Genomic DNA, 24758 nt, shown 5'->3' on the forward strand with positions numbered 1-24758 from the left:
GACGCACCAGATTGGGGCATTCAAATGTTGCCAATTGCCAACGTGGCGTAACTGAGTGTGTCAAGGTGCCGGGCGTAAAAAAGCGCGCACGGCGAGGGCCGTGCGCGCTTTTTGGGGATTGCTGGCTTAGGCGTCGAGCAAGATGCGCAGCATGCGGCGCAGGGGCTCGGCGGCGCCCCAGAGCAGCTGATCGCCAATGGTGAAAGCTCCCACGTATTCCGGGCCCATGGCCAGCTTACGGATGCGGCCCACGGGGATGTTCATGGTGCCGGTCACCGCCACGGGGGTCAGGTCCTGGATGGTGGCTTCACGGGTGTTGGGCACCACCTTGACCCACTGGTTGTCGGCGGCGATCATGGCTTCGAGGTCGGCCACGGGCACATCCTTCTTGAGTTTGAAAGTCAGCGCCTGGCTGTGGCAGCGCATAGCGCCCACGCGCACGCAGAAACCATCGACGGGAATGGCGGAGGCGTTGAAGCCCTCTCCCATACCCAGGATCTTGTTGGTCTCGGCCATGCCCTTCCACTCTTCCTTGGACATGCCGTTGCCCAGGTCCTTGTCGATCCAGGGGATCAGCGAGCCGCCCAGCGGTACGCCGAAGTTGGCGGTTTCAGCGGCTGACAGGCTGCGCTGCTTTGCGATGACCTTGCGGTCGATTTCCAGGATGGCACTCTTGGGATCGTCGAGCAGCGCGCGCACTTCGGCGTTCAGCGTGCCGTACTGCGTGAGCAGCTCGCGCATGTGCTGCGCGCCGCCGCCTGATGCTGCCTGGTAGGTCTGGGTGCTCATCCATTCCACCAGACCTGCCTTGTACAGAGCGCCCACGCCCATCAGCATGCAGCTCACGGTGCAATTGCCGCCAATCCAGTTCTTGCCGCCGTTGGCCAGGGCGTTCTTGATGACGGGCATGTTGACCGGATCGAGAATGATCACGGCGTCCTTGTCCATGCGCAGGGTGGAGGCGGCATCGATCCAGTGGCCGTTCCAGCCGGCGGCGCGCAGCTTTGGGAACACTTCAGAGGTGTAGTCACCGCCCTGGGCGGTGATGATGATTTCGCAGCGCTTGAGAGCCTCGATGTTGAACGCATCCTGCAGTGCAGTCTCGTTCTTGGCTTGGGCAGGGGCCTTGCCGCCTGCGTTCGAGGTGGAGAAGAACATGGGTTCGATCAGATCGAAGTCCTTCTCTTGTTCCATGCGGTCCATCAGGACCGAGCCGACCATGCCGCGCCAGCCGACCAACCCTACCAACTTGCTCATTTCAACGCCCTTTCTAAGTAAGAAACAGTGCCAGACCGGACTGCTCGCCTGGCTCGTCTGGCCAGGAAGGGCGCACGACGAACCAGGCTGAGTCAGCCCTTAATGGTCGTGGTTTTGGTGATGGTTGCGCGCGCAGCCACACCGGCCGTGGCGGCGGGTGCAATGTTCAGGGCGAACGTGTGGGCGGCAAACATGGGTTGGCATTGTAGCAGTGCGAACGCTCCTGTCCCCTTAGAGCGCGGTGTGCTCACTCTCACTATTGTTCAGAGCGATGCGGTCCTGAAGCAGTGATATCCTTCTGTTTCTAAGTATTTCAAGGGGTTCGAATTGATACGCCAAATGACTGCTGTAGTTGGTTTCGTAGGGGTTGTTTTAGTGGCTGGGTGTTCCACCACTAGCTCGCCAGTGCAATACAAGGCGTCTACAAAAAACGTTGTGGCAATTGAAGATTATGTTCGCGATGCTGGTGCAAAAGTGAAGACTGTTGATTTCGTATCCGCTCCAGGCGTAGAGGGGAGTCCGTGGTGTCGCGCGAATGGTCCTGTTTCGTTTGGCTCGGGGAAAACGGCTGCCCAGTTTATTCAGGAAGCACTTCAAGAGGAACTATTTTTGGCAAAAGCGTATGCAAGCAATGCGCCCGTCTCCATTGGTGGAACGGTCGACAGGCTCACGTTTAGTTCTGTAAGTCCCGCGAGCTGGGAAATCGGTTTGACGTTGACTTCTAGCAATGGACAGACATTACGTGTGGAAAACAGCCATCGTTTTGACACGAGTTGGGATGCTTGGAGTGCTTGCAAAAACGTCGCTGACGCGTTTGCGCCAGCCGTGCAGGGAACACTTACTAAGGCTGTTACTGATCCTCGCTTTAAGGCCCTGTTATTACCGAAGTAGGGTTGTATTAGGTGTCCTGCACGAGGTTGAAACCTGGTATGTCGATTCAAGCCGACAGATGCCGATCAAGGATGCTCGATGCGCCGCATCGAGCGTTTGCATTTTCAGCGATTAACGGGGTCCCTCGTTGTTGTAGACCCTGATCGAATCGCGCACCAAGCGTTTGTCACTTCGGCGCGCACGCGAGACCATTTTCTAGGTTTGGGCCACGGGATTGGTCTGCAATAAGCATCCGTGACCAAGCTGAAGTAGACGAACTTCTCGGCGGTCACAAGGTAGAGGACGTCAGCCACCACTACTGGTCGATGGTAGTGACCTGCACTTACTGATGGCGCGCCTTGAGAGGTTTCAGATGCTGGCGAAACCAGTGGTGGTAATTAGTGGTCTTGTGATAGACCTCTCGCGTCTGCACTAGCATCCCTTCGTCGCGCAGCACGTCAAACAGCGCATCGAGCCCAAGCCCGTTCCACTGCCCCGCCAACGGCTCGCGCAACATGGGGCACAGCTTGCGAGTGCCCAGCCGGGGTTGGCGAATACGCATATCGCACACCAACTCCGCTATCGCCTGCGTTCGGTGTTCACGCTGTCTGGTGCTATTGCCATCTGGTAGTACGTCTTTCGGTTGTGTTTCATTCGCGACAAGCCCCTGCCACGCTCAAGCCTTGGACGAACCGTTGCGCGAGACATTGGAAAAATGCCAGTGACTTCGCGTGGAGCCCCCGCCCATGGTCTGCACCGCACTACAGTCCTGCCTATCGCTTTGTCTGCGATTCATCGAGAGTGGAAAAATGCAAGTCATCGTTGTGGGGTCTGGCAAGCTGGCCAGGGAGCTGTTGGGGGCGCTGCCCTCTGGGGACGCTGGCCAGATTGTGCCCTGGGCCGCCGGGGGGCTGCCTGCAGAAAAATCGGTGGTGGTGCATGCAGGCTCGGGCCGGGAGCTGCAAGCGGTGAGCGCGTTCTGTGAATCAACATGCTCTCCCCTGGTGGAGCTGTCCACGGGATCAGCGCTGGAACACCTGGCTGTAGGTTTTCCCGTGGTCCTGTGTCCCAACACCAACCTTCTCATGCTCAAGTTCATGGCCATGCTGGAGCGCAGTGGGCATTTGTTCCGTGGCTATCGCATCGGGCTGACCGAGTCGCACCAGGCTCAGAAGTCGTCGGTGCCGGGTACGGCCGTGAGCATGGCGCAGGCGCTGGGTCTGGTGCCCGGTGATATCCGGTCCGTGCGCGATGCCGAGGTTCAGCAGCGCGTGCTGCAGATTCCCTCAGAACATCTTGGCCGCCATGCCTACCACCAGGTTCTGATAGAGGATGGGGCTTGCAGCGTGACGCTGGAAACCCGTGTTTATGGCGATGCGCCGTATGCAGAGGGCGTTGCGCACATCGTGGCAGCCGTGCGCGAGCGGCCGCTGGAGAACCGGCGCTACGCCATCATCGAATTCATCGACAACGGGTGGCTGTAGGCGGTACGGGCAGTACCACGGATCCACAAGAAAAAAGCGCCGGGAGTGTCCGGCGCTTTTTTTGTGACCGCTGAGCGGGGGATCAGGCCGTCAGCGCCTTCACCACCGCGTCGCCCATCTGCGCCGTACCCACCTTGGTGGTGCCTTCGCTGTAGATATCGGGCGTGCGCAGGCCCTGCGCCAGCACCTTTTGCACGGCGGTTTCGATGCGCTGGGCGGCTGCTTCCTGGTTCAGGCTGAAGCGCAGCATCATCGCGGCCGACAGGATGGTGGCCAATGGGTTGGCCACGCCCTTGCCGGCGATGTCGGGGGCGCTGCCGTGGCTGGGTTCGTACAGGCCCTGGTTGCTGCTGTTCAGGCTGGCCGAGGGCAGCATGCCGATGGAGCCTGTGAGCATGGAGGCTTCGTCCGACAGGATGTCGCCGAACATGTTGCCGGTCACCACCACGTCAAACGCCTTGGGGGCCTTGACCAGCTGCATGGCCGCGTTGTCCACGTACATGTGCTGCAGCTCGACGTCGGGGTATTCCTTGTGCACGTCGGTGACCACATCCTTCCAGAACTGGAAGGTTTCGAGCACGTTGGCCTTGTCCACGCTGGTGACCTTCTTGTTGCGCTTGCGGGCAGCCTGGAAGGCGACGTGGGCGATGCGCTCGATCTCGGGGCGGCTGTAGCGCATAGTGTCGAAGGCTTCCTCGGCACCGGGGAAGTGGCCATCGGTGGCCACGCGGCGACCACGCGGCTGGCCAAAGTAGATGTCGCCCGTCAGCTCGCGGATGATGAGGATATCGAGGCCCGCGATCAGCTCGGGCTTGAGGCTCGATGCGCCCACCAGTTGCTCGTAGCAGATGGCGGGGCGGAAGTTGGCGAACAGGCCCAGGTTCTTGCGCAGGCCCAGGATGGCCTGCTCGGGGCGCAAGGGGCGGTCGAGCTTGTCGTACTTCCAGTCGCCCACAGCGCCGAACAGGATGGCGTCGGCTTCCTTGGCGAGCTTCAGGGTGGATTCGGGCAGCGGGTGGCCGTGGGCCTCGTAGGCGGCGCCGCCGACCAGGGCAGATTCCATCTCGAACTTCAGGTCCAGGGCTTCCAGAACCTTCACGGCTTCGGAGACGATTTCGGTACCGATGCCGTCACCCGGCAGAACTGCGATTTTCATTGAATTTGCTTTGATTTTGATAGCTGCTACCGCTTATGGATAAAGCGCTAGAGGCCAATTTAAATGATATTTTTTGATGCCTGCGGTGTCTTACGACACCATGGTGTGCGCCAGCCAGGGCTTGGTCGCCAGGCGCTGCGCTTCAAACGCCTTGATCTTGTCGGACTGGCGCAGGGTCAGGCCAATGTCGTCGAAGCCGTTGAGCAGGCAGTACTTGCGGAAGGCCTGCACCTCGAACGGAATTTCTTCGCCTTGCGGACGCACGATGACCTGGCGCTCCAGGTCGATGGTGAGTTGGTAGCCGGGGAAGGCGTGCACTTCATCGAACAGCTGGGCCACCGTTGCCTCGGGCAGCACGATAGGCAGCAAGCCGTTCTTGAAGCAGTTGTTGAAGAAGATGTCGGCAAAACTCGGCGCGATCACGGAGCGAAAGCCGAACTGGTCCAGTGCCCAGGGCGCGTGTTCGCGGCTGGAGCCGCAGCCGAAATTCTTGCGTGCCAGCAGGATGGAGGCGCCTGCATAGCGCGGCTGGTTCAGCACGAAGTCGGGGTTGGGCTTGCGGCTGGCCGGGTCCTGGCCCGGCTCGCCGTGGTCCAGGTAGCGCCATTCGTCAAACAGGTTCACGCCAAAGCCGGTCTTCTTGATCGACTTCAGAAACTGCTTGGGGATGATCGCGTCGGTATCGACGTTCTCGCGGTCCATCGGGGCCACCAGGCCCTTGAGTAAGGTGAATTTCTGCATGGGTGCCTTGTTACTTGTTGGCGGCGCGTTCGAGTGCGCCCCCTGCCCGTTGAACGTCCTGGCCTACGCCCTTGACGGTGTTGCATCCGCCCAGCAGCAAGGCGGCAGACAGTGCGATGAGGATGGCGGCGATTTTCTTCATGGCGGGCTCCTTCAGGCGAATTGGCGAATGTCCACAAAATGGCCGTGCACGGCAGCGGCTGCTGCCATGGCGGGGCTGACGAGATGGGTGCGGCCACCAGCGCCCTGGCGGCCTTCGAAGTTGCGGTTGCTGGTGGATGCGCAGCGCTCGCCCGGCTCCAGGCGGTCGGCGTTCATGGCCAGGCACATGCTGCAGCCGGGCTCGCGCCACTCAAAGCCTGCAGCCACAAAAATCTTGTCCAGGCCTTCGCGCTCGGCCTGCTCCTTGACGAGGCCCGAGCCGGGAACCACCATGGCCAGCTTCACGTTGCTGGCCACCTTGCGGCCCAGGTTCTTGACCACGGCGGCGGCTTCGCGCATGTCTTCGATGCGGCTGTTGGTGCAACTGCCGATGAACACCTTGTCGATGGTGATGTCGTTGATTGCCTTGCCGGGCTGAAGGCCCATGTAGGTCAAGGCGCGCTCGATGGCGCCGCGCTTGTTGGCGTCCTTTTCCTTGTCGGGGTCCGGCACGCGGGCATCCACGCCCAGCACCATTTCGGGCGACGTGCCCCAAGTCACCTGCGGCACGATGTCGGCGGCGTCGAGCTTCACCACGGTGTCGAACTTGGCGTCGGGGTCGGAGTGCAGCGTCTTCCAGTACGCCACGGCCTGGTCCCATTCGACGCCCGTGGGCGACAGGGGGCGGCCCCTGACGTATTCGATGGTCTTGTCGTCCACCGCCACGAGGCCAGCGCGCGCGCCGCCTTCGATGGCCATGTTGCACACGGTCATGCGGCCTTCCATGCTCATCGCGCGGAAGACGGAGCCTGCAAATTCGATGGTGTAGCCGGTGCCGCCGGCCGTGCCGATCTTGCCGATGATGGCCAGCACCACGTCCTTGGGCGTCACGCCCTTGGCGAGCGTGCCGTCCACCTGCACCAGCATGTTCTTGGCCTTCTTGGCCAGCAGCGTCTGCGTGGCCATGACGTGCTCGACCTCGGAGGTACCGATGCCGTGGGCCAGTGCGCCGAATGCACCGTGCGTGCTGGTATGGCTGTCGCCGCACACCACCGTCATGCCGGGCAGGGTGGCACCGTTTTCAGGGCCGATGACGTGCACGATGCCCTGACGCTTGTGCATGAAGGGGAAGAACGCAGCGGGCGAGATCTGCGCCATGTTGTCGTTCAGCGTGGTGATCTGCTCTTTGCTGATGGGGTCGGTGATGCCGTCGTAGCCGTTTTCCCAGCCGGTGGTGGGCGTGTTGTGGTCGGCGGTGGCCACGATGGAACTCATGCGCCAGACCTTGCGGCCCGCCTCGCGCAGGCCTTCAAACGCCTGGGGGCTGGTCACCTCGTGCACCAGATGGCGGTCGATGTAGAGGATGGAGGTGCCGTCCTCTTCGGTGTGGACGACATGCTCGTCCCAGATCTTGTCGTACAGGGTGCGTCCCATGGCGTGGCTTTCTTTCTGCTTTTCAGGTGGGTGATTGGATTTTAGTGTCGGGGTCTGGCCGGGGTGACAGGTGTTCCACCAGCAAACGGGCCGTGACGGGCAGGGCATCGAAGTCGCGAGCCACCACGCGCAGCTCGCGGTGGGCCCAGGCATCGGTCAGCGGGATGGCTTGCAGGTTGCCCACGCCGCGCATCAGTGCAAACGCCCGGTCGGGCAGCAGGCCCACGCCCAGGCCGTTGTCGATCATGCGGCACATGGCATCGAGCCCTGTGACCTGGATGCGCTGTCGCAGCGGGCGCCCGGCGGCGGCGGCGGCGGCGCGCATGGCTAGGCTGATGCTGCTGTTGGCATGCAGGCCCACGATGTCCCAGTCCAGAACTTCTTCAAAATTGATAGCATTCAGCGCAGACAGGTCGTGCGCCAAGGGTACAACGAGCACCAGATTGTCGGCGCGGTAGGGGCGGCTTTGCAATTCCAGGGCACCGTTGCCACTGGCCATGCCGATGTTGCAGATGCCCAGGTCGGCGGCGCCCTCCTGCACGGCATGCAGCACGTCGCTGGAGAGGTGCTCCTGCAGGTCGATCTTGATCTGGCTGTGCTCGCGCGCAAAGGCGCCCAGGTCTTCGGGCAGGAACTGGAAGATGGCCGAGATGTTGGCGTGCATGCGCACATGGCCGCGCACGCCGTCGGCGTATTCGCTCAACTCGCCCTGCATGCGTTCGAGGCCAAACAGCACGGTGCGCGCATGGTGCAGCAGGCTCTCGCCTGCGGGTGTGAGCGTGACGCCCCGGCTGTGGCGGTAGAGCAGGGCGGTGTCCACGGCGGTTTCCAGGTCCGACAGGCGCTTGCTGACGGCCGATGCCGCAATGAATTCGCGCTCAGCCGCGCGGCCAATGCTGCCGAGCTCGCACACCGCCACAAACAGTTGCAGCGAGGTCAGGTCGATACGGCGCGCAAAACTGCGCTCGGAGCTTTTCATGGGGTTTTAACTTCTCGAAATGAGAAGGTTGCCTATTTTCTCCCCATTATTGCCGCTTTGACATCGCGATACGCGATGGCGGCACTGCCCTTCTGCGCGAGGGTAGAACCGCTGAGGCCCAGAAAGCTAACGTGGCTCAGGCGGTGCAGGTGCTGCCGTGCTCTGGCACACCGGCACGCCAGCGCAGCTCATGTTCAATGCGCTGACGCAGCAGATCGGCCGCGCCCATTTCACCATGCACCACGTACACCTTGTCCGGCGCGTGCCCCATGCTGTGCAGCCAGGCGATGAGCTGGTTGCCGTCGGCATGGGCTGATGCAGAGGACAGCCGAACCACCTCGGCGCGCACGGCCACGTCCTGGCCGTGGATACGGATGGTTTTTTCGCCCTCTGCCAGCCGCGCACCACGGGTGCCTGGGGCCTGGTGGCCGGTCAGGATGATCATGTTGCGGTGGTCGCCCGCGTGCAGTGCCAGGTGGTGCAGCACGCGCCCCCCGGTGGCCATGCCGCTGGCCGACAGGATGACCATGGGGCCATGGAGCTTGGCCAGCCCCTTGGATTGCTCGGGCGTCTGGACCATGGTGGCGCCATGCTCCAGTGCCTGCACCTCGCGGCCGCTCAGGCGGTGTTCCTGCATGTGGTGCTGGAACAGCCCCGTGGTACTGACGGCCATGGGGCTGTCCAGAAACACCTTGAGCGATGCGGGCACCACACCCTGCGCCTTGAGTAGGCCAATCGCGTGCAGCACGACCTGTGCACGCCCCACGGCAAACACCGGCACCACGGCAATACCGCCACGCGCTGCCAGGCGCTGCAGGGCGGGGCCCAGTTCATCGAGCGGGCCTTCGGGCGGGTGCTCGCGGTCGCCGTAGGTGGACTCGATGAGCACGGTGTCGGCCTGGGGCGGCGCGTCAGGCGGGTTCATGAGCAGGTCATCGGGCCGCCCCAGGTCGCCCGAAAACAGAATGCGCCTGCCTCCCACCTCCAGCAGCACGCTGGCTGCACCAAGGATGTGGCCTGCGGGCGAAAACGTCACACGCCAGCCGGGCAGGGGCTCAAACGCCTTGTGAAATGGGTGGATCTGGAACTGCTTGAGGCAGTGCAGCGCGTCGAGCCGGGTGTACAGGGGCAGGGCGGGGCTGTGGCTGCTGAGCTGGTGGCGGTTGAGAAAGGCCGCGTCTTCTTCCTGCAGGTGCCCGCTGTCGGGCAGCAGGATGGTGCACAGGTCGCGTGTGCCCGGTGTGCAGTGGATGGCGTGGGTGTAGCCGTCGCGCGCCAGCAGCGGCAGGTAGCCGCTGTGATCCAGGTGGGCATGGGTCAGCACCACGGCGTCGATCTGGTGCGGCGTGACGGGCAGAGGCTGCCAGTTGCGCAGGCGCAACTGCTTGTAGCCCTGGAACAGGCCGCAATCGACCAGGAGGCTCTTGCCGTTGTAACGCACCAGGTACTTGGAGCCGGTGACCGTGCCGGAGCCGCCCAGGAAGGTGATGTTGACGTTCATGTGCCCAAGCTCCCGGGTGATCATCGATGAGACCCATCCTACTGCGCTGTGCGTGCATCGCACGGGCCTTGGGGAGTTTCTTGCCCTGCGTCAAGAAAAAACCGCCTAGGCCAAAAGGCCACAAGCGGTTTTCGATGGGATGCCGGTGCGCGGTCAGCTGAAGAAGTTCTTCAGCCGGTCCGTCCAACTCTCGCCGCTGGGCGAGTGGCGGGCGCCGCCCTTCTTGAGCGAATCTTCCAGTTCGCGCAGCAGCTTGCGCTGGTGCTCGGTCAGCTTGACGGGTGTCTCGACTGCGATGTGGCAGTACAGATCGCCCGGGTAGCTGGCACGCACGCCCTTTATGCCCTTGCCACGCAGGCGGAACTGCTTGCCGGCCTGGGTGCCTTCAGGAATGTCGATCGCTGCCTTGCCAGCCAGCGTGGGCACTTCGATCTCGCCGCCGAGTGCTGCCGTGATGAAGCTCACGGGCACCTGGCAGTGCAGGTCGTCGCCATCGCGCTCGAAGATGTCGTGTTTCTTGAGGCGGATTTCGATGTACAGGTCACCCGGCGGGCCGCCGTTGGTGCCCGGCTCGCCGTTGCCGGTGGAGCGGATGCGCATGCCGTCGTCGATGCCCGCAGGAATCTTCACTTCCAGCGTCTTTTGCTTCTTGAGCTTGCCCTGGCCGTGGCAGGTGGTGCACGGCTCGGGGATGATCTTGCCCGTGCCCCGGCAGTGCGGGCAGGTCTGCTGCACGCTGAAGAAGCCCTGGCGCATCTGTACCGTGCCTGCGCCCTGGCAGGTGCCACACGTCTTGGCACTGGTGCCGGGCTTGGCACCGCTGCCGTGGCAGGTGTCGCAGCTCTCCCACGAGGGGATGCGGATCTGCGCATCCTTGCCGCGCGCGGCTTCTTCCAGCGTGATTTCCATGGCGTAGCTGAGGTCGCTGCCCCGGTACACCTGTCGGCCGCCGGCACCGCGCCCACGCCCGCCCTGCTGGCCAAACATGTCGCCGAAGATGTCGCCAAAGGCCTCGGCAAAACCACCAAAGCCCTCCGCCCCCGCGCCGCCGGGGCCGCGCATGTTGGGGTCCACCCCGGCGTGGCCGTACTGGTCGTAGGCCGCACGTTTTTGCGGGTCGGAGAGCATCTCGTAGGCCTCTTTGGCCTCCTTGAACTTCTCTTCGGCAGGCTTGGCTGCGTCACCCTGGTTGCGGTCAGGGTGGTGCTTCATCGCCAGCTTGCGATAGGCCTTCTTGATTTCTTCGTCCGAGGCGTTCTTGGGAACGCCCAGGATTTCGTAAAAGTCTCTTTTGGACATGGTCATTCTGAGCCCGGTTGGAACAGGAACGCCGCGCAAGCCCCGTCAAGGGCCCCGCGCGGCGGCTGGGGTCAACGGCGGCGTGCTCAGCCCTTCTTGACTTCCTTCACCTCGGCATCGACGACGTTGTCGTCGTCTGCGGGCTTGGCGGACGCGCCACCAGCCGACGCGCCTGCGGCCTCAGCACCCCCGGCTGCCTGAGCAGCTTGCGCTGCCTGGGACTCGGCGTACATCTTTTCGCCCAGCTTCTGGCTGGCAGCCATCAGCGCCGTGGTCTTTTCGTCAATCGCGGCCTTGTCTTCGCCCTTCAAGGCTTCTTCCAATGCCTTGACTGCGGCAGTGATCGCGTCCTTTTCACCTGCGTCGAGCTTGTCGCCGTGTTCGGCCAGGCTCTTGTTCACGCTGTGCACGGCGGCTTCACCCTGGTTGCGGGCTTGCACCAGCTCCAGCTTCTTCTTGTCGTCGGCCGCATTCAGTTCGGCGTCCTTCACCATCTGCTGGATTTCTTCCTCCGACAGGCCCGAGTTGGCCTTGATGGTGATCTTGTTTTCCTTGCCCGTGCCCTTGTCCTTGGCGCCCACGTGCAAGATGCCGTTGGCGTCGATGTCGAACGACACTTCGATCTGCGGAACACCGCGGGCCGCCGGTGGAATGCCTTCCAGATTGAATTCGCCCAGCAGCTTGTTGCCGGTAGCGATTTCGCGCTCGCCCTGGTAGACCTTGATGGTCACGGCAGGCTGGTTGTCATCGGCCGTCGAGAAGGTCTGTGCGAACTTCGTCGGGATGGTCGTGTTCTTCGTGATCATCTTGGTCATGACACCGCCCAGGGTTTCGATACCCAGCGACAGGGGTGTCACGTCCAGCAGCAGCACGTCCTTGCGGTCACCCGACAGCACCTGGCCCTGGATGGCGGCGCCCACGGCCACGGCTTCGTCAGGGTTCACGTCCTTGCGGGGGTCCTTGCCGAAGAATTCCTTGACCTTTTCCTGCACCTTGGGCATCCGGGTCATGCCGCCGACCAGGATCACGTCATGGATGTCAGACACCGACACGCCAGCGTCCTTGATGGCCATGCGGCAAGGAGCGATGGTGCGCTCGATCAGCTCTTCCACCAGTTGTTCCAGCTTGGCGCGGGTCAGCTTGATGTTCAGGTGCTTGGGACCCGATGCGTCTGCCGTGATGTAGGGCAAGTTGATGTCTGTCGAGGCCGAGTTCGACAGCTCGATCTTGGCTTTCTCGGCCGCTTCCTTCAGGCGCTGCAGGGCCAGCACGTCATTCTTGAGGTTGACGCCCGACTCCTTCTTGAACTCGTCAATGATGAAGTCGATGATGCGCTGGTCGAAGTCTTCGCCGCCCAGGAAGGTGTCGCCGTTGGTCGACAGCACTTCGAACTGCTTTTCGCCGTCCACATCGGCGATTTCGATGATGGACACGTCGAACGTGCCGCCACCCAGGTCATACACAGCGATCTTGCGGTCGCCCTTTTCCTGCTTGTCCAGGCCGAAGGCCAGGGCTGCAGCGGTAGGCTCGTTGATGATGCGCTTGACGTCCAGGCCCGCAATGCGGCCAGCGTCCTTGGTGGCCTGGCGCTGTGCGTCGTTGAAGTACGCGGGCACGGTGATGACGGCTTCCGTTACGGGCTCGCCCAGGTAGTCTTCAGCCGTCTTCTTCATCTTGCGCAGGATGTCGGCAGACACTTGCTGTGCCGACAGCTTGTTGCCGCGCACTTCGATCCATGCGTCGCCGTTGTCGGCGGCCACGATCTTGTAGGGCATCAGGTCGATGTCCTTTTGCACTTCTTTTTCGGTGAACTTGCGGCCGATCAGGCGCTTGACGGCGTACAGCGTGTTCTTGGGGTTGGTCACGGCCTGGCGCTTGGCCGAGGCACCGACGAGGATCTCGCCGTCTTCCTGGTAGGCCACGATGGAGGGCGTGGTGCGTGCACCTTCGCTGTTTTCGATCACGCGGGTCGTGTTGCCCTCCATGATGGAGACGCAGCTGTTGGTCGTACCCAGGTCAATGCCGATGATTCTTCCCATGATTTTTCTCCGAATGCTTGAATGGTTTGGATGGCTAGTAACTTGTGGATAACTTGGTGTGGTTCAAGTCTTCCGGGTCGATTTTTTTGAGGCTTACTTGGGAGCCGTCACCGTGACCAGGGCCGGACGCAGCACGCGCTCGGCGATCACATAGCCCTTTTGCAGCACGGCCACCACGGTGTTGGCTTCCTGCTCGGCAGGCACCACGCTGATGGCCTGGTGCTGGTGCGGATCGAACTTGGCGCCAGCGGCCGGGTTGATGGCAATCACCTTGTTGCGCTCCAGTGCCGACGTCAGCTGGCGCAGGGTGGCGTCGGCGCCTTCGCGCAGCTGCTGGGGCGTGGCTTCCTTGATGGCCAGGGCGGCATCCAGGCTGTCGGCCACGGGCAGCAGGCTCTCGGCAAAGCTCTCGATACCGAATTTGCGGGCCTTGGAAACCTCGTCTTCGGCGCGGCGGCGGGCGTTCTCGGCCTCGGCCTTGGCGCGCAGGAACTGGTCGGCCAGATCAGCGCTTTTGGCCTTGAGCTCGGCCAACTCGCCCTGCAGGCGTGCCAGCTCGTCAGAGGCGTGGGCAGCCATTGCGGCTTCGACTTCTTCGGGGGCGGACGCGCTCTGTGCGGGGGTGGTTTGGCTGGTGTCGGACATGTCTTGGTCTGGAAGTAAATGAACGGTACGCGCGGGATCTGGGGGCGTGCCACCACAAATCAAGGTCTGCACCAGGGGCATAGTCTCACGAGCCCCGTATGCATCGCGGTTTGTTGTATTGCATGTCGGCCCAGCCACTGGTTTTGCAAGGGGCTGGAGACATCTATGCCATCTTTTTGTACGCTTGGGCAGGGGCGGCGAAGCACTGAGTGTACAAGCGACGCAGGCCGGGCTATAATCGCAGGCTTTCCCTTGCCACACCACTTCAAGACGCAGTGGGTGGTCTTACCCAAAAGGAGTATGCATGCGTCATTACGAAATCATTTTGTTGATCCATCCGGATCAAAGCGAGCAAGTTCCAGCCATGCTGGAGCGCTACAAGGGCATGATCACCGCTGGCGGTGGCAAGGTGCACCGCGTGGAAGACTGGGGCCGCCGTCAACTGGCGTACCTGATCAACAAGCTGGCCAAGGCCCATTACCTGTGCGTGAATATCGAAGCCGATCAGGCCGTGATGGCTGAACTGGAGCACGCCTTCAAGTTCAACGACGCCGTGCTGCGCCACCTGACGGTTCAGAAGAAGAAGGCCGATACGGGCCCATCTTCCATGATGAAGACCGTCGAGCGCGAAGAAGCCCGCAAGGCCAGCCAAGCTGAGTATGCAGCGGCCGGTGGTGAGCGCGGCGAGCGCCCAGATCGCGCCGAGCGCTGATCTAGCCCGTTGGAGTGGAGAACCGCGTCGCCTTGACCGCCTGTATCGCAGAGGCTGAACCCCTGCGCTACACGCCCGCCGGATTGCCTGCCCTTACGCTGCGCCTCGAACACGAGTCCCAGCAAACCGAGGCAGGCCACCCCCGCGAAGTCAAGGCTGCCATGAAAGCCATTGCCTTTGGAGCGATGGCCGAGCGACTGGCACGGCAGAACATCGGAAGTCTCTGGACTTTCCATGGATTTCTGGCCAACCCGCGCAATGGCAAGACCGCAGTACTGCACATCCAGGATATTCAACAAAATTAATTTTCAAGGGGTCCGCAATGGCCACGTTCAAGAAGTTCAACAAAGACAAGCGCCCAAAGCGCAACACCCAGTCCCTGCTGTTCAAGCGCAAGCGCTTTTGCCGCTTCACGGTGACCGGTGTTGAAGAAATCGACTACAAGGATGTCGATACGCTGCGTGATTTCATTGCCGAAAACGGCAAGATCATCCCCGCACGCCTGACCGGCACGCGCGCCATCTTCCAGCGTCAGCTGAACACCGCCATCAAGCGCGCCCGCTTCCTGGCCCTGGTGCCTTACAGCGACCAGCACAAGATCTAAGGAGCACAACCCATGCAAATCATCCTGCTCGACAAGGTTGTGAACCTCGGCAACCTCGGTGAAATCGTCAAGGTCAAAGACGGCTACGCCCGCAACTTCCTGATCCCCGCTGGCCGCGCCCGTCGCGCCACGGAAGCCGCCAAGGCAGAGTTCGAAGCCAAGCGCGCTGAACTCGAAAAGGCCGCAGCTGCCAAGCTGGCAGAAGCCCAAGCCCAAGGCGAAAAGCTGGCTGGCACCACCGTCAAGCTGACGCAAAAGGCTGGCGTGGACGGTCGTCTGTTTGGTTCCGTGACCAACCACGACATCGCCGAAGAGCTGAGCAAGCAAGGCTACAAGGTTGCCAAGTCGCAAATCCGCCTACCCAACGGCCCGATCAAGGTCGTGAGCGAAAGCACTGTCAGTGTGGCTCTGCACACCGATGTGGTGGTGGACGTGACCGTGTCGGTCTACGGCGAAACCGCCTGAGATTCACTTCGGTGTTTCACGCAAAGCCGCCTTCGGGCGGCTTTTGTTTTTGTGCGGCTCTGGTTTGTACATGGTTACCCACTGGTTGCCCCAACTTTATCCACAGACTTGTGCCATGACGGCGCGCCGCACGGGCGCTAGCATGCCGGGTTAGCTCCGAGGATTCCATGTCTGCTGTTTTTCCGCCCCTTGACGATGGCTTCACGCCGGTGCCCGACCGTGAAATCGCTCAGTTGCGCGTGCCGCCGCACTCGATAGAAGCGGAGTCCAGCGTGCTTGGCGGGTTGCTGCTGGACAACAACGCCTGGGACCGCGTGGGCGACCTGCTGGTAGAAAGCCATTTCTACCGCCATGAGCACCAGATGATCTACTCGGCCATCGGCGCACTGATCAACGCCAGCAAGCCGGCCGACGTGATCACCGTGTTCGAGCACCTGCAGAACCAGGGCAAGGTGCAAGAGATGGGTGGGCTGGCCTATCTGAACAATCTGGCGCAATACGTACCCAGCGCCAGCAACATCCGCCGCTATGCGGAAATCGTGCGCGAGCGTGCCATCCTGCGCAAGCTGGTCACGGCCAGCGACGAAATTTCCACCAACGCGTTCAACCCGCAAGGCAAGACGGTCGAACGGATTCTGGACGAGGCCGAGTCCAAGATTTTTGCCATTGGCGAGGAAGGCTCGCGCACCAAGCAGGGCTTCCAGTCGCTGGATACGCTGGTGATCGACCTGCTCGATCGCGTGCAGGAGATGGCAGACAACCCTGTGGATGTGACGGGTGTGCCCACCGGGTTTGCAGACCTCGACCGCATGACCAGTGGGCTGCAAGCGGGCGACATGGTGGTGCTGGCCGCGCGCCCCTCCATGGGCAAGACCTCGTTCGCGGTGAACATTGCCGAGCACGTGGCGCTCAATGAGGGCCTGCCGGTCGCCATCTTCTCGATGGAAATGGGTGCCGCTCAGCTGGCGGTGCGTATCGTGGGTTCGATTGGCCGGGTGAACCAGGGCAATCTGCGCACCGGCAAGCTCACCGATGATGAGTGGCCGCGCCTGACCGAGGCGATTGAAAAACTGCGCACCGTCTCACTGCACATTGATGAGACCCCGGGCCTCACACCTGGCGAGTTGCGCGCCAACGCGCGGCGCCTGGCGCGCCAGTGCGGCAAGCTGGGCCTGATCGTGGTCGACTATTTGCAGCTGATGAGCGGCTCGGGCTCGGCGGCCAGTTCGGACAACCGGGCGACCGAGCTGGGTGAAATTTCCCGGGGCCTCAAGATGCTGGCCAAGGAACTGCAGTGCCCGGTGATCGCGCTGTCGCAGCTCAACCGCTCGGTGGAGCAGCGCACCGACAAGCGCCCCATGATGTCCGACCTGCGCGAGTCAGGCGCTATCGAGCAGGATGCCGACATCATCATGTTCATCTACCGCGACGACTACTACAACAAAGACTCCAAGGAGCCCAACGTGGCCGAGGTCATCATCGGCAAGCAGCGGAACGGCCCCACGGGTACCGTGAAGCTGTTCTTCCAGAAGAACCAGACGCGCTTCGAGAACCTGGCCATGGGTTCGGGTGACGATTTCTAATAAAAATAGCCACTAGCGCTTATTGGGTAAGCACAAGTAGCTATCAAATTAGGAGTTTTGTTCGGGGTAGATGGTGTTGGTCGGAGTTCCGTTAGGGTCGCAGCACCCACACCAGCAAACCCGCACATCCCACGGCAAGAACACCCACAGCCACAGTGAGCCGTTGCTGGCGTTGGCGCAGCACTTCTACCGCCTGCACCACCTGGGCATTCTGTTCGGCCAGTGACTGGATCAGCACGGCGGATTCCTGCTGCTCCTGCTCCAGCATTACCACCCGCTCGCGCAGATGTTCCAGCTGCAAGGACACGGGAATGGCGGGTTCGCCCCCAGCGCCTTCGAGTGCTCCCGCAGCAGCTTCAGCGTTCCCTTTTCGGGTGGTGCCCAGCAGCTTCTTGGCCGCCTGGAGAATCTGGGGCGTCGCCTCGATGACGTCGCCCCAGGGCACCAGCTTCAGTGCTGCAACCCAGCCTGCAGCCAACTCAGAGCACCTCGCTGGCGAAATCTGCCAAGCGCGAGCGTTCGCCGCGCGCCAGCGTTATGTGCCCGCTGTGCGGCCAGCCCTTGAAGCGGTCCACGGCGTAAGTAAGCCCGGAGGACCCTTCGGTCAGGTACGGCGTGTCGATCTGCGCGAGGTTGCCCATGCAGATGATCTTGGTGCCGGGACCGGCGCGGGTGATCAGCGTCTTCATTTGCTTGGGCGTCAGGTTCTGCGCCTCATCGATGATCACGTACTTGTTCAGGAAGGTGCGCCCGCGCATGAAGTTCATGCTCTTGATCTTGATGCGGCTGCGGATCAGCTCGTTGGTGGCAGCGCGGCCCCACTCGCCAGCATTGCCGCCGTCGCCCTTGGCCAAAAACTCCAGGTTGTCATCCAGCGCGCCCATCCAGGGGCCCATCTTTTCTTCTTCGGTGCCGGGCAAAAAGCCGATGTCCTCGCCCACGCTCACCGTGGCGCGGGTCATGATGATCTCGGTGTAGCGGCGATCGTCCAGCACCTGGGTCAGGCCTGCAGCCAGGGCGAGCAGGGTCTTGCCGGTGCCGGCCGTGCCGGTCAGGGTCACGAAGTCGATCTCGGGGTCCATGAGCAGGTTCATGGCGTAGTTCTGTTCGCGGTTGCGCGTGGTCACGCCCCACACGGCATTTTTGGCCGAACCGTAGTCCTTCAGGGTCTGCAGTACCGCTGTTTTCTCGCGGATTTCGCTCACGCGCGCAAACAGGCTGGGCTCGCCGGGGGCTTCGAAGTACACGAACTGATTGATCATCAGGTGCGGCACGATGGGGCCGCCAATGCGGTAATAGGTGTGGGCGCCGCTTTGCCAGCTTTCCACGTTCTTGCCGCTCTTGGCCCAGAAGTCGGGGGGCAGGGCCAGCACGCCAGCGTAGAGCAGGTCGCCATCTTCCAGCGTCTTGTCGTTCTGGTAGTCCTCGGCAGTCAGGCCCAGCGCGCGGGCTTTGACGCGCATGTTGATGTCTTTGGAGACCAGCACCACTTCGCGCGGTGCGTGCAGCTTGCGCAGGGCTTCGACCACGCCCAGGATCTGGTTGTCGGCTTTGCCCGGGGGCAGGCTGGTGGGCAGGCTGTAGTCCAGTGGCACCGTCTGGAAGAACAGGTGGCCACCCGCAGCACGCTGGCCGGTGGAGTCAAGCTTGAGGCCCTTGGCCATGTCGGCGCCCTGGGCGGCAGCCAGGGCATCCAGCGTGCGGCTGGCCTGGCGGCCGTTGCGGGCCACTTCGGTCATGCCCTTCTTGTGGCCGTCCAGTTCTTCCAGCACGATCATCGGCAGGAAGATGTCGTGCTCTTCAAAGCGGAAGAGGCTGGTTGGGTCATGCAGGAGCACGTTGGTGTCCAGCACAAAGAGCTTGGTCGGACCTTGGGGTGCGGATTTGCGGGTGCGTGTGGTGGCCGGGGTGGTGCTGGCGGTGACGGCGGCAGGTGTGTCGGTGCTGCGTGCCTTGCGCTTGCCGGTGCTTCGGGCCACGGGGGCGGCGGAGGGTTGGGGTGTGCGTGCTCGGGTCTCAATCTGGACCAATGGAGCTGTGTCAGGCGCTGCCAGCGACGAGGCCACGCTGTCTGCCTTGCGTCCGGCGCGGGTGGGGGCTGTAGCGTTGGCGGTGCGCTGGGGCGTAGCAACGGCTTCGTTCGCCGAGGTGGTAGCTACGCGGGGGCGGGCTGCGACTTCAAAGGCTTCTGGCGCGAGGAGTGCAGCGCGCCGGCTGGGGGCGGGGGGCAGGGGCATGGTGGCAGGGCCTCGGTCGGTAAAGGGGTAACGGGTGGGTCAGAAAGCAAAAAGCCGCCTGGAGGCCAAGGCGGCTTTTTGGAGGAGGGCAAACGTTGCGATAACCAGGGGCATAAAACCATTATGCCTACTCCGGATGTCTTGCCTGGGCAAAACAAGCGGGGTGTCGCGCCGATGCCCCAATGTGCAGATCAGGCGGCCTTTTTCAGGGCCTTGATGGATTTGACGGCTTTCAGGACCTCGTCCACGTGGCCGGGAACCTTGAGGCCGCGCCACTCTTGCACCAGCAGGCCATCGGGGCCGATCAGGAAGGTGCTGCGCTCAATGCCCTTGACCTTCTTGCCGTACATGATCTTGTTCTTGACCACACCGAACATGTGGCACATCTTTTCTTCGGTGTCGGCGATGAGTTCGAAGGGCAGTTCCAGCTTTTCCTTGAATTCGTCGTGCGACTTCATATTGTCGCGGGACACGCCGAAAACGGCAGCGCCTGCCTTCACGAAGTCCTTGTACTTGTCGCGAAACTGCATGGCCTCCGTGGTGCAGCCAGGCGTGTTGTCCTTGGGATAGAAGTAGAGAACCAGAATTTGGCCAAGGTGGGAGGTGTTGGAGACCTTGAGTCCACCGGTAGCGTTGGCTTCAAATTCAGGGAGGGGTTTGTTGACAACGATCGCCATATCACTTCAATCTCTCAGGATGTAGTCGTTGGTAAGCCGGGGGAGCTAGTGTGTTATTGCTCTTGGTGGTGCCCCCGACCGCAACCGGCGATTTTACCCCGAATTCACTCTTCGGCCAAATGTAAGACAGTGTGTCCGGCCCGCAGTGGCGGGCATTTAGGCAAGGGCTTGCATAGGTGCGAGCGCCGGATTTGCAGCTTGCCGCGGCGGTTGCGGGCCTGCAGCTCAGGCTTCCAGAATCAGTGCTGCCACCACGTTGCGCCCTTCACTGGCCAGAATGTTGTACGTGCGGCAGGCGGCAGGGGTGTCCATGGTTTCCAGCCCCAGCCGGCGGGCGATGAGCGGCGCCAGCCACGCCGGTGGCGGGAACCGGTTGCGTGTGCCGCTGCCAAAAATGACCAGCTCTGTCTCCAGGGCTGCCAATTGCGCGAAATGTTCGGGGGTCAGGTCTTCAAAGCGCGTGCAGGGCCAGGCCTGGCGCAGCCCCGACGAGCCGATGATGACGCTGTGCGTGATCTTCTCGGCATCCACGCCGATCCAGCCGGGGCCGTAGCCGCTGATGGTTTGTGCGTTCGAGCGGTCGGGCTGGAATTTCATGGGTGTTGGCGTCGGTTGCAGGCGCTGGCGCTGCGGGTAGGCCCGGCGCAGGGCCCGGGCGCGGTTGTGATCTGTGGTCAAATTATAGGTTTCGCCAAGGTGCCAGCCGCTCTGGCCGCCACCTGACCCCACTGCACCACCGTCAGCGCATGAAAACCGTCCAAAAATCCGCCAAGCTCGCCAACGTCTGCTATGACATCCGGGGGCCCATCATGGACGCGGCCAAGCAGATGGAGGAAGACGGCCACAAGATCATCAAGCTCAACATCGGCAACCTGGCGGTGTTCGGTTTTGATGCGCCGGAAGAGATTCAGCTGGACATGATCCGCAACCTGCCCAATTCGGCGGGTTACTCGGACAGCAAGGGCATCTTTGCGGCGCGCAAGGCCGTCATGCACGAGACGCAAAAACAGGGCATCAAGGGCGTGATGCTGGACGACATCTACCTGGGCAACGGTGCCAGCGAGCTGATCGTGATGGCCACCAATGCGCTGCTGGACAACGGCGACGAGCTGCTGCTGCCTTCGCCCGACTACCCCCTGTGGACCGCCGCTGCCAGCCTGTCGGGCGGCACGCCCGTGCACTATGTGTGCGATGAAGCCAATGGCTGGATGCCCAACCTTCAGGATATCCGCGCCAAGATCACGCCCCGTACCAAGGGCATTGTGGTCATCAACCCCAACAACCCGACGGGCGCGCTGTATTCGGACGAATTGCTCAAGGGCATCGTTGCCATTGCACGCGAGCACGGCCTGGTCATCTTTGCCGACGAGGTGTATGACAAGGTGCTGTACGACGGCGCCAAGCACACGGCCATTGGCTCGCTGAGCGAGGATGTGCTCACACTCACCTTCAATTCGCTGTCCAAGAGCTACCGCTCGTGTGGCTACCGCGCGGGCTGGATGGTGGTGTCGGGCGACAAGAAGCCCGCCAAGGACTACATCGAGGGCCTGAACATGCTCTCGAACATGCGCCTGTGCGCCAACGTGCCCGGCCAGTGGGCCGTGCAGACCGCGCTTGGCGGCTACCAGAGCATCAACGAGCTGGTGGGCGAGGGCGGCCGCCTGCGCAAGCAACGTGATCTGGCGTACGAGCTGATCACGGCCATCCCGGGCGTGACCTGCGTGAAGCCCCAGGCGGCGCTCTACATGTTTCCGCGCCTCGACCCGGCCGTGTACCCCATCGAGGACGACCAGCAGTTCTTCCTGGAGCTGCTGCAGGAGACCAAGGTCATGCTGGTGCAGGGCACAGGCTTCAACTGGGCGGCGCCGGACCATTTCCGCATCGTGTTCCTGCCACACGAAGACGATCTGCGCGACGCCATCGGCCGCGTGGCGCGCTTCCTGGAGCAATACCGCAAGCGCGTGCAAATGGCGGCGGCTGCGTAACTTGCACGTTGAGTGGTGCAGAAACTCATTTTTTCATAGCTGCTAGCGCTTGATGGATAAGCGCCAGAGCCCATTTTGACTGATAAAAATCCCATGAAACCCATCCAAGTAGGCCTTCTGGGCATCGGCACCGTCGGCAGCGGCGTGTTCAACGTGCTCGCACGCAACCAGGACGAAATCAGCCGCCGCGCTGGCCGTGGCATTGAGATCACCATGGTGGCCGATCTTGACGTGGAGCGCGCCAAGGCGGTAGTGGGTGCTGACATCCAGGTCGTCAACGACGCCCGCGCCATCATTGCCAACCCTGACATCGACATCGTCATCGAGTTGATTGGTGGCTATGGCATCGCCCGCGCCCTGGTGCTCGAAGCCATCGCCGCTGGCAAGCACGTTGTCACCGCCAACAAGGCACTGCTGGCCGTGCACGGCACCGAGATCTTCGCGGCTGCATCGGCCAAGGGCGTGATGGTGGCCTTTGAGGCGGCCGTGGCGGGGGGCATCCCCATCATCAAGGCGCTGCGCGAAGGCCTCACCGCCAACCGCATCCAGTGGATCGCCGGCATCATCAACGGCACCACCAATTTCATCCTGTCCGAAATGCGCAGCAAGGGGCTGGACTTTGATGTGGTGCTCAAGGAAGCACAGCGCCTGGGCTACGCCGAGGCCGACCCCACCTTCGACATCGAAGGCGTGGACGCCGCGCACAAGGTCACGCTGATGAGTGCCATTGCGTTTGGCATCCCCGTGCAGTTTGACAAGGCCTATGTCGAAGGCATCACCAAGCTCGGCGCGGCCGACATCAAGTACGCCGAGCAACTGGGCTACCGCATCAAGCTGCTGGGCATCACGAAGCGCGCGGACAAGGGCATCGAGCTTCGCGTTCACCCGAGCCTCGTGCCCTCCAAGCGCCTGATCGCCAACGTCGAAGGCGCCATGAACGCCGTGGTGGTGCAGGGCGATGCCGTGGGCACCACGCTGTACTACGGCAAGGGCGCGGGCAGCGAGCCGACCGCCAGTGCCGTCATTGCCGATCTGGTGGATATCGCCCGCCTGCACACGGCCGACCCTGAGCACCGCGTGCCGCACCTGGCCTTCCAGGCCAACACGCTGGCCGATGCCATGGACACGCTGCCCGTGCTGCCGATGAGCGAAGTGGTCACCAGCTACTACCTGCGCCTGCGCGTGGCCGACCAGGCCGGTGTGCTGGCCAAGGTCACCGGCCTGTTGGCCGAGGCCGGTGTGAGCATCGACGCAGTATTGCAGCGTGAGGCTGACGAAGTCGGTGGTGAAGGATCTACGCAAACGGACCTGATCATCCTGACCCACGACACCCGCGAAGGCACCATGGACGCCGTGATCGCCCAGATGCAGGCCCTGCCCACGGTGCTGGCGCCCATCACGCGCATCCGCAAGGAGGAACTGAACTGATGCTGTACATCTCCACACGCGGCCACGCCGACCGCAAGCATTTCTGCGACATCCTGCTCGAAGGCCTGGCGCCCGATGGCGGCCTGTACCTGCCCGAGCACTACCCGCAGGTCAGCGACGCGATGCTGACAAAGCTGCGCAAGGCTTACCATGAGCAAGGCTACGCCGAGCTGGCGTTCCAGATCCTGTCGCTCTACATCGATGACATCCCCGCCGCTGACCTGAAGGCCCTGTGCGCCAAGACGTACACCGCCGAGGTGTTTGGCACGGGCGAGATCGTGCCCCTGCGCCACCTCGAAGACGGCCTGTGGCTCGAAGCCCTGTCCAACGGCCCCACGCTGGCCTTCAAAGACATGGCGATGCAATTGCTGGGCAACCTGTTCGAATACGAACTGAACCGCCGCGGTGAAGAACTCAACATCCTGGGCGCCACCAGCGGCGACACTGGCAGCGCGGCCGAGTACGCCATGCGCGGCAAAAAGGGCGTGCGCGTCTTCATGACCAGCCCGCACGGCCGAATGAGCGCGTTCCAGCAGGCGCAAATGTTCAGCCTGCAGGACGAGAACATCCACAACATCGCCATCGAAGGCGTGTTCGACGACTGCCAGGACATCGTCAAGGCCGTCAGCAACGACCTGGCCTTCAAGCGCAAGTACAAGATTGGCACCGTCAACTCCATCAACTGGGCGCGCCTGCTGGCGCAGGTGGTGTACTACTTCGCGGGCTACATCCAGGCCACCGAGACCAACGACCAGAAGGTCAGCTTCACGGTGCCCAGCGGCAACTTTGGCAACGTGTGTGCGGGCCATGTGGCGCGCATGATGGGCCTGCCCATTGACAAGCTGGTGGTGGCCACGAACGAGAACGACGTGCTCGACGAGTTCTTCCGCACCGGCGCCTACCGCGTGCGCGCGGCTGCCGACACGCACGAGACATCGAGCCCCTCGATGGACATCAGCAAGGCCAGCAATTTCGAGCGGTTCATCTTTGACCTGCTGGGCCGCAACGGCCAGCGCACGAACGCGTTGTTTGCCAAAGCGCTGCCCGCCTATGGCAGGTTCGACTTGAGCGCCGAACCGCTGTTTGCCGAAGCCGCCACCAAATACGGTTTTGAAAGCGGCAAGAGCACGCACGCCGACCGCCTGGCCACCATCAAGGACAACTTCGAGCGCCACGGCGTCACCATCGACACCCACACGGCCGACGGCGTGAAGGTGGCGCGCGAACACCATCAGGACCCCAAGGTGCCCATGATCGTGCTGGAGACCGCGCTGCCCATCAAGTTTGCCGAGACCATCGTCGAAGCCCTGGGCCATGCGCCCGAGCGGCCCGCCAAGTTCGCGGGTATCGAAGACCTGCCCAAGCGCGTGCAGGTGATGCCGGCCAACGTGCAGTTGGTCAAGCAATACATCGAGCGCCACTGCACGCCCGCCCTCTAGGGTGGGCAATCCGTAGCCGCTCTGTCGCTGCGGATGCGGATGCAGATGCGGGAGCGGCTCAGGATACTGGGTTTGAACTAAA

Annotated in this window: 25 protein-coding genes; 10 read left to right on the forward strand and 15 right to left on the reverse strand. The window is 62.4% G+C overall.

Annotated elements, in window-relative coordinates; all coding sequences use genetic code 11:
* Positions 1-126: 126 nt before the first annotated feature.
* A complete protein-coding gene (gene asd, locus KW832_RS15140; protein WP_121505776.1) occupies positions 127-1257 on the reverse strand; it encodes an aspartate-semialdehyde dehydrogenase in 1131 nt (376 codons plus the stop codon).
* Positions 1258-1596: 339 nt separating this feature from the next.
* On the opposite strand from asd, the gene KW832_RS15145 reads away from it, so the two are divergent.
* Entirely contained in the window at positions 1597-2148 is a 552-nt protein-coding gene (locus KW832_RS15145; RefSeq protein ID WP_218300566.1) for a hypothetical protein, read from the forward strand.
* Between the two features lie 322 nt (positions 2149-2470).
* On the opposite strand, the gene KW832_RS15150 is transcribed toward KW832_RS15145, so the two are convergent.
* The gene (locus KW832_RS15150) at positions 2471-2689 is read right to left on the reverse strand and encodes a hypothetical protein (protein ID WP_218300567.1); all 219 of its coding nucleotides are present in this window, start codon (positions 2687-2689) and stop codon (positions 2471-2473) included.
* A 247-nt stretch (positions 2690-2936) separates the two neighbouring features.
* On the opposite strand from KW832_RS15150, the gene KW832_RS15155 reads away from it, so the two are divergent.
* Positions 2937-3611: a dihydrodipicolinate reductase C-terminal domain-containing protein gene (locus KW832_RS15155; protein ID WP_218300568.1), complete on the forward strand. Its 675-nt coding sequence runs from the start codon at positions 2937-2939 to the stop codon at positions 3609-3611.
* Positions 3612-3693: 82 nt separating this feature from the next.
* On the opposite strand, the gene leuB is transcribed toward KW832_RS15155, so the two are convergent.
* From leuB to grpE, 9 genes are all read right to left on the reverse strand, one after another.
* Complete coding sequence (gene leuB / locus KW832_RS15160) at positions 3694-4767, reverse strand: 3-isopropylmalate dehydrogenase (protein WP_218300569.1); 1074 nt, start codon at positions 4765-4767, stop codon at positions 3694-3696.
* A 90-nt stretch (positions 4768-4857) separates the two neighbouring features.
* Positions 4858-5508, reverse strand: coding sequence for a 3-isopropylmalate dehydratase small subunit (gene leuD / locus KW832_RS15165; protein WP_218300570.1), 651 nt, complete (start codon positions 5506-5508; stop codon positions 4858-4860).
* Positions 5509-5518: 10 nt separating this feature from the next.
* Positions 5519-5650 (reverse strand): entericidin A/B family lipoprotein, encoded by a 132-nt coding sequence (locus tag KW832_RS15170; RefSeq protein ID WP_055399399.1) that lies wholly within the window; start codon positions 5648-5650, stop codon positions 5519-5521.
* Positions 5651-5661: 11 nt separating this feature from the next.
* Complete coding sequence (leuC, locus tag KW832_RS15175; protein ID WP_218300571.1) at positions 5662-7083, reverse strand: 3-isopropylmalate dehydratase large subunit; 1422 nt, start codon at positions 7081-7083, stop codon at positions 5662-5664.
* 22 nt (positions 7084-7105) lie between these two features.
* A complete protein-coding gene (locus KW832_RS15180; RefSeq protein WP_121420743.1) occupies positions 7106-8062 on the reverse strand; it encodes a LysR family transcriptional regulator in 957 nt (318 codons plus the stop codon).
* A 136-nt stretch (positions 8063-8198) separates the two neighbouring features.
* Complete coding sequence (locus KW832_RS15185; protein ID WP_218300572.1) at positions 8199-9563, reverse strand: MBL fold metallo-hydrolase; 1365 nt, start codon at positions 9561-9563, stop codon at positions 8199-8201.
* Between the two features lie 153 nt (positions 9564-9716).
* Positions 9717-10862 (reverse strand): molecular chaperone DnaJ, encoded by a 1146-nt coding sequence (gene dnaJ, locus KW832_RS15190; protein ID WP_055399485.1) that lies wholly within the window; start codon positions 10860-10862, stop codon positions 9717-9719.
* A gap of 86 nt (positions 10863-10948) precedes the next feature.
* Positions 10949-12901 carry a molecular chaperone DnaK gene (gene dnaK, locus KW832_RS15195; protein WP_121420741.1) on the reverse strand — a complete coding sequence of 651 codons (1953 nt, stop codon included), beginning with the start codon at positions 12899-12901 and terminating at the stop codon, positions 10949-10951.
* A 93-nt stretch (positions 12902-12994) separates the two neighbouring features.
* Positions 12995-13546 carry a nucleotide exchange factor GrpE gene (gene grpE, locus KW832_RS15200; protein WP_218300573.1) on the reverse strand — a complete coding sequence of 184 codons (552 nt, stop codon included), beginning with the start codon at positions 13544-13546 and terminating at the stop codon, positions 12995-12997.
* 304 nt (positions 13547-13850) lie between these two features.
* On the opposite strand from grpE, the gene rpsF reads away from it, so the two are divergent.
* The 5 genes from rpsF (at position 13851) to dnaB (ending at position 16910) form a co-directional block, all read left to right on the forward strand.
* Positions 13851-14258: a 30S ribosomal protein S6 gene (gene rpsF / locus KW832_RS15205; protein WP_055399389.1), complete on the forward strand. Its 408-nt coding sequence runs from the start codon at positions 13851-13853 to the stop codon at positions 14256-14258.
* Between the two features lie 14 nt (positions 14259-14272).
* Positions 14273-14563 (forward strand): primosomal replication protein N, encoded by a 291-nt coding sequence (gene priB / locus KW832_RS15210; protein WP_121420739.1) that lies wholly within the window; start codon positions 14273-14275, stop codon positions 14561-14563.
* Positions 14564-14580: 17 nt separating this feature from the next.
* A complete protein-coding gene (gene rpsR / locus KW832_RS15215; protein WP_005795932.1) occupies positions 14581-14862 on the forward strand; it encodes a 30S ribosomal protein S18 in 282 nt (93 codons plus the stop codon).
* A gap of 12 nt (positions 14863-14874) precedes the next feature.
* A complete protein-coding gene (rplI, locus tag KW832_RS15220; protein WP_055399385.1) occupies positions 14875-15327 on the forward strand; it encodes a 50S ribosomal protein L9 in 453 nt (150 codons plus the stop codon).
* Positions 15328-15494: 167 nt separating this feature from the next.
* A complete protein-coding gene (dnaB, locus tag KW832_RS15225; RefSeq protein WP_055399383.1) occupies positions 15495-16910 on the forward strand; it encodes a replicative DNA helicase in 1416 nt (471 codons plus the stop codon).
* A gap of 91 nt (positions 16911-17001) precedes the next feature.
* Here the strand turns inward: dnaB and KW832_RS15230 are convergent, their stop codons facing one another.
* The 4 genes from KW832_RS15230 to KW832_RS15245 all read right to left on the reverse strand — a co-directional run bounded on the left by KW832_RS15230 (position 17002) and on the right by KW832_RS15245 (position 20421).
* The gene (locus tag KW832_RS15230) at positions 17002-17388 is read right to left on the reverse strand and encodes a hypothetical protein (RefSeq protein WP_218300574.1); all 387 of its coding nucleotides are present in this window, start codon (positions 17386-17388) and stop codon (positions 17002-17004) included.
* Between the two features lies 1 nt (position 17389).
* The gene (locus KW832_RS15235; protein ID WP_218300575.1) at positions 17390-19147 is read right to left on the reverse strand and encodes a PhoH family protein; all 1758 of its coding nucleotides are present in this window, start codon (positions 19145-19147) and stop codon (positions 17390-17392) included.
* Between the two features lie 191 nt (positions 19148-19338).
* Entirely contained in the window at positions 19339-19824 is a 486-nt protein-coding gene (locus KW832_RS15240) for a peroxiredoxin (RefSeq protein WP_055393154.1), read from the reverse strand.
* A 225-nt stretch (positions 19825-20049) separates the two neighbouring features.
* A complete protein-coding gene (locus KW832_RS15245; protein ID WP_055393291.1) occupies positions 20050-20421 on the reverse strand; it encodes an Mth938-like domain-containing protein in 372 nt (123 codons plus the stop codon).
* A gap of 149 nt (positions 20422-20570) precedes the next feature.
* On the opposite strand from KW832_RS15245, the gene KW832_RS15250 reads away from it, so the two are divergent.
* The 3 genes from KW832_RS15250 (at position 20571) to thrC (ending at position 24676) form a co-directional block, all read left to right on the forward strand.
* Complete coding sequence (locus KW832_RS15250; protein ID WP_121420736.1) at positions 20571-21809, forward strand: pyridoxal phosphate-dependent aminotransferase; 1239 nt, start codon at positions 20571-20573, stop codon at positions 21807-21809.
* A 93-nt stretch (positions 21810-21902) separates the two neighbouring features.
* The gene (locus KW832_RS15255) at positions 21903-23237 is read left to right on the forward strand and encodes a homoserine dehydrogenase (RefSeq protein ID WP_121420735.1); all 1335 of its coding nucleotides are present in this window, start codon (positions 21903-21905) and stop codon (positions 23235-23237) included.
* Positions 23237-24676 (forward strand): threonine synthase, encoded by a 1440-nt coding sequence (gene thrC, locus KW832_RS15260; protein ID WP_055393160.1) that lies wholly within the window; start codon positions 23237-23239, stop codon positions 24674-24676. The genes KW832_RS15255 and thrC overlap by 1 nt, the downstream gene beginning before the upstream one ends.
* Positions 24677-24758 lie beyond the last annotated feature (82 nt).

The sequence above is a fragment of the Acidovorax sp. sif0632 genome (assembly GCF_019218805.1).
Classification (GTDB): domain Bacteria; phylum Pseudomonadota; class Gammaproteobacteria; order Burkholderiales; family Burkholderiaceae_C; genus Acidovorax; species Acidovorax facilis.